This window comes from Thalassospira sp. MCCC 1A01428 (genome assembly GCF_002115825.1).
In the GTDB taxonomy this organism is placed as follows: Bacteria; Pseudomonadota; Alphaproteobacteria; order Rhodospirillales; family Thalassospiraceae; genus Thalassospira.
Genome location: NZ_JFJZ01000002.1, coordinates 54,909 through 66,825 on the forward strand (window position 1 = coordinate 54,909; position 11,917 = coordinate 66,825).

Here is an 11,917-nt window from a genome sequence, read left to right on the forward strand (position 1 = left end):
CATGAGAAACAGATAACGCCGATCCGACAATTAGTCAAACCGGTTTGGTCCAAACGGCCACCGTCATTGTGATTGAGGTCACACTGGCAGGCTTTTTCAACCGCGTTCCTGCACAATTCGCAAGATTCGCGTCAATTGATCCTGATTTAATCCCGCAATACGTTCGGCCAGCAGATTGGCAAGCTCCGTCGCAGCAGGTTCAAGGCCAGCGGTATCAACTGTCACTTTGGGATGAGACAATTGCGCCAGACGCTTTATCTCATCGACTTCATCCCAAATCAAATTAAAATAACCACAAATTTGCTGAACCAGCCCCGGGCTTGGTCGGCCGCGGTGCCCATGCTCCAATGCAGACAAATAGGCAGGCGACAATTGCAGCGCATTTGCCATTTCTGTCAGGGTTACATTCTGGCGCGTTCGCAATTCGCGAATGCGATTGCCAAAAGGTGTCACACGCGTCTCCGTTTCAACAAAACATAAAAGGCACCTGCCCCGCCATGCCCGATCTGCGCCTGGCTTACCGCCAATATATGCGGGCGCAGACGCGGCGCGCTTAGCCATTGCGGCAATCGTTGCCTCAACAAACCGGTCCGGCCATATTCATCAGCCCGGCTGCCTTTACCCGTAATCACCAGCACACACCGTTTATCACTACGCCAGGCGCTTTCAATAAACGCATTAAGGGCATGGTGCGCCACCTCCTGGGTCATACCATGCAAATCGATCCGACCTTCAATCGCCATGCGGCCTTTTTTGAATTTATCGGCAGTCGATTTGTCAATTCCGGCCGTTTTGCCAGTTTGCAAGTCTTCCAGGCCTTTGGCCCGGGCACCGGGTTTCCGATCGGCATCGCGGGCAGATGGCAAATTACGCGCCAAACGGGTTGCTTCAGACCGGGCAATTTCCTCGCCTAGCGAGGCAGTTGGCGGCAAAGCCGTTTCGCCCCCCGTTATCGTGGCTTCTGTCCCTACTGCATCTGCAAACGCGCTGGCATCTTCATCGCTTAACCCCTTGCGGCGCGCACGCAAAGGCGCAACATCACGGGTAAAAGCCTGCCATAGGGCTTTTTCCGACTCAGTTACGTTACGGCGCTTTCGGTGGTTCTTGCGATCTGTCATCGGCTAACATATAGCCGCATTGTTTTAAAAATGCACCGCCGGGAAACAGTAAAATCATACGAAATTGACCAAAAATCAGGTCAAAACGGCATAGATCATCAAAAAAACCGGCAGGCAGAGCCACCGGTTTTCATGATTTGATAAAATTACCCACGCGACATATGCATCAATTCCGCGCCAACTGCCCGTTTTCACAAATTAATCAGGCTGGGCAACGGGCGTCTCACCAGTATCATCAACCAGAATAATATGCAGGCGGCGCGGGCCATGCGCCCCCAACTGCAAAGTCTGTTCAATATCACCGGTACGTGATGGGCCAGTCACCCACAAAAATGTACGGGGCATTGTCCCCCGGCCCTGACTTTGCCGTTGCAACCCCCACACTTCTTCATAAGTGCCCACAATCTGGCTGGCGCGAATCACAACGATATGGGTATCGGGCAGCATATTAAGCGTATAGGGCTGATCCGGCCCGGATCGCAGCATCAGGCTGCCGGTTTCTGCCACACCCGCAAAAGCCGGCGTCACACTCACCAGATCCAGCGGCCCGGCAACGCCAGACGATATTTCCAGCGTCGTCTTATCCCAGTCCAGCCCGGTAATAAACGAGTCCGGTGCCAGGCGCACCACCGCGGGCTGGTTATGCTCGGCAAGATATCGCGAAACCTCGCCCACAATAGCCTCGCTATTTTCAATCCGGCTAACACTGGCATTCACATCCCCGGCCATTTTGACAAACAGGTCCAATTGCTGGTCATGGGGGATTTGCGCGCGGGCGGGCGTAATGTTGCGTGGCGGGTTGCCAAGCCGGGCAACAACCTCGGCCGGGGCATCCTGCGGGCTAGTATCGCGGCCCAGATTTTTGCGAATCCGCCCTAAAATGGCATTTCGCGATGACGATGATGACTGGTTCATTTACGGCTCCGGGATCAGGCTTTTTTCGCGGCTTGCTGTTCCGCCCAAAGCTGTTTGAATGTTTTACCCTGCGGGGCTGGCAAATCGCGAATGTCAGTCCAGCCACGCGCCAGCGGCAATTTATGAATGGCGCGCTTGCGGCCCCCCATTGATTTTAGAACTTTGGCGGCAAAACCGGTGGTAAGCTGATACAATTTTGGTCGGCTGGCCATCCAGGCCCAGGCCTGAATGCCGAACCGCATTGATTGCGGACCCAAATGTTTTTCAAATTCGCGTTCGCGCCAATGGCGCATCATTTTTGGCAAAGGAATGCGCATCGGGCATACTTCTTCGCATTTGCCACAAAAAGTCGATGCATTGGGCAAATGCCCGGCTTCGTCCACACCGATAAGGGACGGTGTTAGAACCGACCCCATCGGCCCCGGATAAACCCAGCCATAAGCATGGCCGCCCACCGCCCCGTAAACCGGACAATGGTTCATACAGGCGGCACAGCGAATACAGCGCAACATTTCCTGAAATTCGGTGCCCAGCATGTTGGACCGGCCATTATCAAGCAAAATCACATGATATTCTTCTGGTCCGTCAAGGTCTTCGCCCCGGCGCGGACCCGTTGAAAATGTAGTATAAGACGACATTTCCTGCCCGGTGGCCGAGCGGGCAAGAACCCGCAAAATCGTTGAAGCATCTTCAAGGGTTGGCACCACCTTTTCCAGGCTGGCAATCGCGATATGCACCTTGGACAGCGTCTGGGTTAAATCGCCATTGCCTTCATTGGTGACAATCACCGACGTCCCGGTTTCCGCGATCAAAAAATTGGCGCCGGTAATGCCAATATCGGCTGCAAAAAAATGCTCGCGCATCACTTCGCGGGCTTCATCAAGCAAATCGCGCGGTTCATCAAGCGGACGGTTAATATCGCGCCCTTTGTGGGTTTCACGGAAACTGTCTGCCACCTGTTCCTTATGAACGTGAATGGCCGGGGCAATAATATGGCTTGGTGGTTCGTTGCGCAGCTGAATGATATATTCGCCAAGATCGGTTTCAACGACCTTCAAATCCTGCTTTTCCAAAAAGGCATTCAGGCCGATTTCCTCGGAAATCATTGACTTGCCCTTAAGGACCGATTTGGCTTCTTTATCCTGGCAAATTTTCAAAACCGTTTGCCGGGCTTCCTCGGCATCAGCACACCAGTGCACATGGCCGCCATTGGCAATCACATTGGCTTCAAACGCTGTTAAATAATGGTCCAGATTGGCCAGGGTATGATTTTTAATATCGCGCGCGGCGTCACGCAGTTGCTCAAATTCCGGCAATTGGGCAATGGCAGCGGTGCGTTTATCCTTGAACCCGGTTTTCAAACGGCCAAGGGCACGCTGCAAACTGGCATCATTTAAAGCATCATGGGCGTTTTGTTTGAAATTGGGCGATGTCGAATGTTCCATGACTTAGCCCTTCTCCGATCCGGCAATGCCAGGGGCTGCCATTGTCATATCCGCCAAAACCTCGGCCACATGGCGAACTTCAATGTCCGAGCCTTCACGGCGCAGCTTGCCTGCCATATTCATCAAACAGCCCATATCCCCGGCCAGCAGCATGTCGGCGCCACTGTTTTTAATATCGGTGGTTTTATCGCCCACCATTTTCCCGGAAATTTCAGGATATTTGACGCAAAAAGTGCCCCCAAAACCACAACAGGTTTCAGATTCCTGCAATTCGTTAATCGAAAGGCCCTTTACGGAGCGCAGCAATTTGCGCGGCTGTTCCTTAACCTTTAATTCGCGCAAGCCCGAACAACTGTCATGATAAGTGATGCTGCCATCAAAAGCAGCGGCAACACCATCAAGTTTCATAACATCGGTTAAAAACGATACCAGTTCCCAGGTTTTTGCCGCCAAAGCCTTGACCGGTTCTGCCAGTTCCGGGTCATTGGCAAATAATTCAGGAAAATGCTTGATCATCATACCCGCGCACGAACCGCTAGGGGCGACCACATAATCATGATCAGCAAACATCGCGATCAGGGGCTTTGCCACCTTGCGCGCCGATGCCAAATCGCCCGCATTAAAGGCAGGCTGACCACAACAAACCTGTTCCATCGGCACATCAACAACACAACCGGCTTCTTCAAGCAGCTTAACCGCCGAAAAACCGACCGTTGGGCGAAACATATCAACCAGACAGGTCACAAACAGACCAACCCGGGGCTTGGACGTGGACGACGGCGCGAAAGACATCCTGGTTCCCTCTCTGATAGGCACATTGGCAAACATGATTTGCGGGATCTGTTTGCTCTATTGCCAAAAACATCTAACTGGTATTACCAATTTTAAAAACCATGGTCCAGCACTTGATGAGCAACACCATGACCATTTAACTGGTACCAACCAAAAATGCACACAGCCCTAGCGATAGGCCAAACCGTTAAATCTCTCATTTTTTCAAAATAGGATTAAATAGAAATTCTTATTTAAAATATAAAACTATTCGACATCAATACAGCCAACATTACGGTTGGCGGGGTCCTGAATGGCCTGAATAAAATCACTTTCAGGATTGGCGTTCAGGTCAAAACCCATACGCATTCTTAAAAAACGCCCACTACGATAAAATTCATCGAGGCTGTTTTGCAATTTATCGACATCTGTTTGCGGGCTATCCTTGCTTAACGCAAAATACAAATAACAAACGCGGTAACTGGCTAGGCGGCCGACATTTTGTACGGCTGCGTTTTCGGCATCACTTTTTAAAAAACCAAGCGGTGAAGCCCCCATCGCCAGCACATCTACCCGATCTGCCAACAGCATCGCCAATAACTGATCATCGCGTTGAACGGCAACAATATCTTTTACGCCGCGCAATTTCAGATAATTTTCCCGGGCCGATCCCATCGCCACACCAATACGGGCTGACTTGAAAATATCCCCTGGTTGACGGTGCGCCCAACCAGCATTTTTCAACCCGTATAAATTCCATACCGTCCGGCTCACCGGACCAACCCATTTCAAATCATCTTCACGATCTGTGGTGCGGGTTGTTGGATAAATAACATGGCGCGGTCCATAAATCGTTTCCTGATAGGCACGCTTCCATGGCTGTTGATCCTGTTCGATAAAGGGCAAACCTGCATTTTTGAAAACGGATCGTGCCAGTTCGTCAAAAAACAACTGTTCAGGACGGCCTTCATCAGCATTGTTCGGGTAACTTTGATGCAGAACATACGGGATCGTATTTGAAACTGATGGTGCTTCTGCCAATGCCGTTCCGATAAAACCACACAACATCAGAACAACTATAAAACCAGCCCGTCCAGCCAGACAAAAAAGCTGACCCTTTTTTTGCCCCATCATCCCCACCCCGAATAATGTCTGCTATTTCAACCAGACCGCATCTTTAATTTTTTCGCTGATATATGCCTGATGTGCCGAGATTTCCTCGGGCTTGGCTGCATGTGGACGCGGAGCCCGAAACGGCTTGGCCGATGTACCAGCCCGCATCCCTTCGTCATTGTTCGCCTGTCCCTGCCCATTGGTATCAAGAATTAACCCATGTTGGCGCCCGCCCAGTAATTCCAGATACACCAGTGCCAGCAAATCGGAGTCAAGCAAGGCACCGTGCAAGGTACGATTGGAATTATCAATTTTAAACCGGCGGCACAGTGCATCCAGACTAACCGGGGATCCCGGAAATTTCTTGCGTGCCATTTGCACGGTATCAATCGCCCGGTCATTGGCGATCAGCGGCTTGTTCAGCCAGCCCAGTTCCGCATTCAAAAACTTCATATCGAAGGCGGCATTATGAATAACCAGCTTTGAATCATCGCCGATAAATTCAATAAAATCATCAACCACTTCGGCAAAAACCGGCTGCTTTGCCAAAAATTCATCACCCAATCCATGCACGTCAAAGGCTTCCTTGGGCATGCTGCGCTGCGGATTGATATATTGGTGATACTGTTTGCCGGTCGGCATATGATTGATCAGTTCGATACACCCGATTTCAACCAGCCGATGGTCTGAATAAGGGTCAAGGCCGGTGGTTTCCGTATCGAGAACAATTTCACGCATGTCAGGTCCGTTTATTCCGGTTGTTCAAGTACGCGATAATGGACTGAATGGATCGAAATGTCACCGCACGACCCAACCCAGTAGGAATAATAAAATCCGCCCGGCGACGTTTGTCATAATCTGGCACCTGTTTTTGTAAAATTCCGGTGAATTTCTGTTCGTTCATACCCTCCCGGCGCAACACACGCTGGCGTTGAATAAACGCCGGCGCCGATACGACCGCCACATGGTCACAGTTTTTGTCACCACCGGTTTCAAATAATAACGGAACATCCAGCACAACCAGCGCATATCCCACCCGCCGGCAATTGCGAATAAAGGCATCGCGTTTGGCACGAATTAACGGGTGCAAAATTCCTTCAAGCCGGGTTAATGCATCGGCATTGCCAAAAACATGTCCCCCCAAAAGGTGCCGGTCAATTTTACCCCCCACAATCACATCAGGAAACAAACTGGCGATCTCGTCAAATGCTGCGCCACCTGGCATTGTTAAATTATGGGCATTGGCATCGGCGTCATAAACCTGCACTCCAAGATAGCGAAACATGCCCGCTGCCGTCGATTTTCCCATACCGATTGATCCGGTCAGGCCAAGAATAACCATTTTGGAAATATCCTTTGTTCTTAAACCGGCGAAAGAACGAATTCGCACAATTCCGGCGTCACAACAGGATCAATGCCAAACCATTTATGAAATCCCGGCCGCGCCTGATGCAATAACATGCCCAGGCCATCCACCACCCTGTTGCCACGGGCCTCGGCCTGTAACAGAAGGTCCGTTTTCAATGGCGCATAAACGATATCGGTCACCACAGCATTTTGTCCCAAACCATCCAGGTCAATGTTCAATGCCGGTTGCCCGACCATGCCCAAACTGGTGGTGTTTACCAGCAAGGCAGCATCACAAAGGGTTTCCTTGCCAATTGGCCAATCCACCACAGTGACACGATCATCACCAATTTCACGGGCCAAATCATGGGCACGGCTGGCAGTTCGATTAGCCAGGCGAATTTGCGGGCAATTTTCATCCAATAACGACACAATAATTGCTCGCGATGCGCCCCCTGCGCCCAACACAACCGCCGGGCCGGATGAAAAATCGATATCAGGCACATGCTGACGCAAATTTTCGATAAACCCGAAACCATCGGTATTATCGCCGTGAATTTTACCATCGGCCAAAAATGTAACAGTATTTACCGCGCCAATGCGTTTCGCCCGATCGGTTAATTCATCACAAACGGCAAAAACAGCCTGTTTATGGGGAATGGTTACATTAACCCCGGCAAACCCCAAATCCCGCAGGGATTTAACCGATACCGCAAAATTTTCCGGGGCAACAGGCAATGGCATATATGTGCCATCAATACCGTATTTTACCAGCCAATAGCCCTGTAACCGCGGCGATTTTGAATGGGAAACAGGCCATCCCATAACACCGGCCAGCCGGGATGTACCAGTTAATGTCTGTATCGATACCGGGTTATTCATTTATCGTTTTCCGCTTCTTTGGGCAAATTCGGGTTGTCAGGATTAAAAGGATCAAATCTATGCTTTTAAAATTCCATGATCGCGTAAAAACCCGATCAGAGGCAAAAGCGGCATCCCCAGAACGGTAAAATAATCGCCCCTTATCTCGGTAAATAACTGTGCGCCCAAACCTTCAAGTTGATAGCCGCCAACACATTGAAAAATGTCTTCACCAGCAGCATCAAGATACCATTCCAGCCATTCATCACTGAAATTGCGCATGGTTAAATGGGCGGTATCAATTTTGCCCCAAATCCGCGAACCTTCCTTATAAACCACAGCCGCTGACACCAGTTGATGGCGCTTGTTACGCAGGGCTCGCAATTGTGCTCTTGTCTGATCACAATCGGTTGGTTTGTCAAACCACACCCCATTGCATTCCAGCATTTGATCAGCAGCGATCACAATGGCGTCGGGTCGCTGGCGATACATCCGCAAGGCTTTCATTTCTGCCAGGGTTTCGGCGGCTTCCATCGCCGATGCGCCTTCGGCTTTCATCGCCTGCTTATAACCATCTTCGTCAATCATCGACGCAACGGCTTCACAATCTATCCCGGCATTTTGCAACATTTGCTGCCGGGCCTTGCTGCTTGATGCCAAAACAAGACGGTTCATTCATTTTCCTCCCGGCGGTCGTTTAATGTCGCCATAATCATTGCTGCTGTTTCTTCAATGGATCGGCGGGTTACATTGATAATCTTCCAGCTGCGTTCGGTAAAATAACGCCGTGCCTGAAAAACTTCGGCACGAACAGCAACCGGATCAACATAATCACCGCCCTCGCCCCGTTCGATTTGGCGTAAACGGTTTTTACGAATGGAAACCAGTTGATCCACATCCTTGATCAGGCCGATTACCAGCGGGTTTTTCAACTGGTCAAGCTCTGGTGGTAACGGACAACCCGGCACAAACGGAATGTTTGCCGTTTTGATCCCGCGATTGGCCAAATAAACCGATGTTGGTGTTTTTGATGTACGTGATACGCCAACAATCACCACATCAGCTTCTTCCAGGTCCCAGGTTGCCTGCCCGTCATCATGGCTCAGAGCATAATCAATCGCTTCAATGCGATTAAAATAATCCTCGTCCATTTTATGAAGGGCACCAATGCGCCCACGTGATTGCTGACCCAAATATCCAGCCATCATGGTGATGGTTGTATCAAGAACATGACTATGAGGTACCTGCATTCGACGGCAGCCTTCTTCCAGCTTGCGGCGAATTTCACTGTTAAAAACTGTATAAAGAACAATCCCGGGATGACGTTCAATATCGGCAAGAACCCGGGCAAGCTGGGCATCGGTTCTGATCAGGGGCCAAACATGTTCATGGGCCTGAACATCGGGAAACTGCGCTACACAGGCACGGGCGACCCCGTCCACGGTTTCACCTGTTGAGTCAGAAACAAGGTGCAGATGAAAAATGCTGGTTTGGTCGCTCATATCTGCTCCATCGCGAATGCCTGTTTTTTACGCACTAAAAAATCGCTTTTTCCAGAATCGGAGTCGGGCCTGTGGATAAATGTGCATAACGGGTGCGACTCCGGCAAAATTCATCAGACAAATTTTATCCTCAACCCTTTACAATTTTCCTCAAACCAGTTGTCCCGCTATGGATAACCGGAAAATTTTTTACCTGATAGCAGGGATAACGGGCACAAAACCAGTTTAATCCCCACTATCCCCATTATTCAAAATTGTCTTTTCCCAAGGTAGAGCCTAAGAGTCGTTCGGAGTCGTCCCCAGTTTTCCCCAAGATTGATTGCGACGGATCAATTTATCCGAGTCGCAATGTGGATAAGATGTGAACCAAATTTAATCCCGGTTATCCACAGGCATCCACTAACAAACAACATCCTTTTTTATTTAAAGTGGTTTTGTTAGAGAGACGGTGGAAAAAACGCATGGATAGGCCACGACCCATTTCGGACATCGTGGACCGGGGATCGAAAAACAGGAACTGGACAGACATATGCCTAACCAAAAAAAACTGTTTCTGCGTGCGTTAGCTGGCGAAACACTGCCAACGCCACCTATCTGGCTTATGCGTCAGGCAGGACGTTATTTGCCCGAATATCGCGCTACCCGCAGCGAAGCAGGCTCGTTCCTCGATCTATGCTATAACCCCGATCTGGCCTGCGAGGTTACATTACAACCTTTGCGCCGATATGACTTTGATGCTGCCATTCTGTTTTCCGACATTCTGGTCATCCCACAGGCGCTAGGCCAGCATTTGGCCTTCAAGCAGGGGGAAGGCCCCCAATTGGACCCTATTCGCGACCAGGCAGGCCTTACACGCCTGAATATCGATGGTATTCACGATGTGCTGGGTCCCATTTACGAAACAGTTGCCAAATTATCCTCTGCCATTCCTGAGCATACCACACTTATTGGCTTTGCCGGTGCCCCCTGGACCGTTGCGACCTATATGGTTGAAGGTAAAGGCAGCAAGGATTTTGCCAATATTCGCCGGTTTGCCTATGGCGATCCTGACGGTTTTTCAAAACTGATCGACATTCTGGTCGAAGCAACCACCCAGTATCTGTTAGCTCAGGTCAAGGCGGGGGCCGAAACCATCCAGCTATTTGAAACCTGGGGCGGAGTGTTATCAGAAAACGGCTTTCATCGCTGGGTGATCGAACCAACCCGTAAAATCGTGCAAAGCATCAAGGCTGAATATCCGGATATGCCGATCATTGGCTTTCCAAGGGGAGCCGGTTTGCATTTATTGGATTTCAAAAACCTGACTGGTGTGGATGCGGTTGGCCTTGATAGTGGTGTTCCATTGAAATGGGTTGCCGAAAACCTGCAAAAGCTGGGCCCGGTTCAGGGTAACCTTGACCCGATGTATCTGATTACCGGGGGCGATGAAATGCTGGCCGAAACCCGCCGTATTTTAAAAACCCTGGGCAAGGGTCCGTTCATTTTTAATCTTGGTCACGGCATTACCCCGGAAACATCGCCGGAAAATGTTGGAAAGCTGGTGGATTTCATCCGCAAGGGCGCATGATTTCTTTAATCAATGAAATCCATTGAAAAAATCAATTCGTAATCAAAGCAGACTTGATTGCTTTTAGGAATTGTACCCGTCATCCTTCGTGCCGGATGACGGGAGGGATTTTATAAATTAAGGATTTACACCTGTTTTCCGGTTTTCTGGAACGCCAGAAGGATTTTTCGATGCCTGATCATGCTCAAAAAAAACGCGCCATCATTCTGTTTAATCTGGGTGGTCCCGACAGCCCCGAAGCTGTAAAGCCGTTTTTGTTCAATCTGTTCAATGACCCGGCAATTATCAGCTTGCCTAATCCGTTTCGTTATTTGCTGGCAAAATTGATTTCATCGCGCAGGGCCCCGGTTGCCCAGGAAATTTATGCGCATCTGGGCGGTAAATCTCCTTTGCTGGAACTTACACAGGACCAGGCCAATGCATTGCAAACCAGTTTGAATGACAGTGATAACGGTTTTGAAAACCGCTGTTTTATTGCCATGCGATATTGGAAACCATTTGCCAGTGAGACTGTAAAACAGGTGAAAGACTGGGGCGCAGACGAAATGATTTTGCTGCCGCTCTATCCGCAATTTTCTACTACCACCAGCGGATCATCTGTAAAGGACTGGAAAGAAGCCTGTAAAACGGCAGGCCTTGCCATTCCAATGAAAACAGCCTGTTGTTACCCAACCAATTCGGGTTTTGTTAATGCAACAGCCGATATGGTCAAGGAAGGGTACGAACGCGCACGGGACCAGAACAAAGGTGTGCCACGTTTGTTATTTTCGGCGCATGGTGTGCCCAAAGCCGTTATTACCAGGCGCAACGATCCTTATCAGTCGCAAATTGAAAAATCGGCACAGGCCGTGGTTGATAAAATGGCTATTCCCGATCTGGACTGGCTGGTGTGTTATCAAAGCCGGGTGGGGCCAATGGAATGGATTGGTCCTTCGACCGAAGATGAAATTAAACGCGCTGGCAAGGATGGTGTGCCATTGGTGATTGTTCCAATCGCTTTTGTGACCGAACATTCCGAAACTTTGGTCGAACTTGATATTGAATATCGCGAAATTGCCGATCATTTGAAAATTCCGGTCTATGAACGGGTAAGAACCGTATGTTCGCATTCAAAATTTATTGCCGGTCTCGTAAACGTGATCGATGAAACGCAAATGGCTCTCGACCAGAACGGTATTGATAATGATAGTGCTCAAACCCGTGGTTGGTGGTGCCCTGATGATCATGTTTGTGCAACTGCACAACAGCCAGGGGCACATCGTTAGTCCGTTTGAATTT

General features: G+C 49.8%; 13 protein-coding genes. 2 read left to right on the forward strand and 11 right to left on the reverse strand.

Translation table 11 applies throughout. The features are described from left to right. Positions 1–96: 96 nt before the first annotated feature. From THS27_RS01840 to THS27_RS01890, 11 genes are all read right to left on the reverse strand, one after another. Positions 97–453 carry a helix-turn-helix domain-containing protein gene (locus THS27_RS01840; protein ID WP_085587321.1) on the reverse strand — a complete coding sequence of 119 codons (357 nt, stop codon included), beginning with the start codon at positions 451–453 and terminating at the stop codon, positions 97–99. Then, entirely contained in the window at positions 450–1,118 is a 669-nt protein-coding gene (locus THS27_RS01845) for a Smr/MutS family protein (protein ID WP_085587322.1), read from the reverse strand. The genes THS27_RS01840 and THS27_RS01845 overlap by 4 nt, the downstream gene beginning before the upstream one ends. A gap of 198 nt (positions 1,119–1,316) precedes the next feature. Further along, positions 1,317–2,033 carry an LUD domain-containing protein gene (locus tag THS27_RS01850; protein ID WP_085587323.1) on the reverse strand — a complete coding sequence of 239 codons (717 nt, stop codon included), beginning with the start codon at positions 2,031–2,033 and terminating at the stop codon, positions 1,317–1,319. Positions 2,034–2,047: 14 nt separating this feature from the next. Next, the gene (locus THS27_RS01855; protein WP_085587324.1) at positions 2,048–3,478 is read right to left on the reverse strand and encodes a LutB/LldF family L-lactate oxidation iron-sulfur protein; all 1,431 of its coding nucleotides are present in this window, start codon (positions 3,476–3,478) and stop codon (positions 2,048–2,050) included. A 3-nt stretch (positions 3,479–3,481) separates the two neighbouring features. Then, positions 3,482–4,270, reverse strand: a complete 789-nt coding sequence (locus THS27_RS01860; RefSeq protein ID WP_085587325.1) for a (Fe-S)-binding protein — start codon at positions 4,268–4,270, stop codon at positions 3,482–3,484. Positions 4,271–4,516: 246 nt separating this feature from the next. Continuing rightward, complete coding sequence (locus THS27_RS01865) at positions 4,517–5,383, reverse strand: ABC transporter substrate-binding protein (RefSeq protein ID WP_085587326.1); 867 nt, start codon at positions 5,381–5,383, stop codon at positions 4,517–4,519. Positions 5,384–5,404: 21 nt separating this feature from the next. Beyond that, positions 5,405–6,100: a DNA polymerase III subunit epsilon gene (gene dnaQ / locus THS27_RS01870; protein ID WP_085587327.1), complete on the reverse strand. Its 696-nt coding sequence runs from the start codon at positions 6,098–6,100 to the stop codon at positions 5,405–5,407. 1 nt (position 6,101) lies between these two features. Continuing rightward, positions 6,102–6,704, reverse strand: coding sequence for a dephospho-CoA kinase (gene coaE / locus THS27_RS01875; RefSeq protein WP_085587328.1), 603 nt, complete (start codon positions 6,702–6,704; stop codon positions 6,102–6,104). A 20-nt stretch (positions 6,705–6,724) separates the two neighbouring features. After that, positions 6,725–7,591, reverse strand: coding sequence for a shikimate dehydrogenase (locus tag THS27_RS01880; RefSeq protein ID WP_085587329.1), 867 nt, complete (start codon positions 7,589–7,591; stop codon positions 6,725–6,727). Positions 7,592–7,648: 57 nt separating this feature from the next. Then, a complete protein-coding gene (locus tag THS27_RS01885; RefSeq protein WP_085587330.1) occupies positions 7,649–8,245 on the reverse strand; it encodes a nucleoside triphosphate pyrophosphatase in 597 nt (198 codons plus the stop codon). Continuing rightward, positions 8,242–9,072, reverse strand: a complete 831-nt coding sequence (locus THS27_RS01890; RefSeq protein WP_085587331.1) for a pyruvate, water dikinase regulatory protein — start codon at positions 9,070–9,072, stop codon at positions 8,242–8,244. The genes THS27_RS01885 and THS27_RS01890 overlap by 4 nt, the downstream gene beginning before the upstream one ends. A gap of 529 nt (positions 9,073–9,601) precedes the next feature. Between THS27_RS01890 and hemE the strand changes: the two genes are divergently transcribed. Continuing rightward, entirely contained in the window at positions 9,602–10,639 is a 1,038-nt protein-coding gene (hemE, locus tag THS27_RS01895; RefSeq protein ID WP_085587333.1) for a uroporphyrinogen decarboxylase, read from the forward strand. A 170-nt stretch (positions 10,640–10,809) separates the two neighbouring features. Next, a complete protein-coding gene (hemH, locus tag THS27_RS01900) occupies positions 10,810–11,904 on the forward strand; it encodes a ferrochelatase (protein ID WP_085587335.1) in 1,095 nt (364 codons plus the stop codon). The last annotated feature ends 13 nt before the right edge of the window (positions 11,905–11,917 follow it).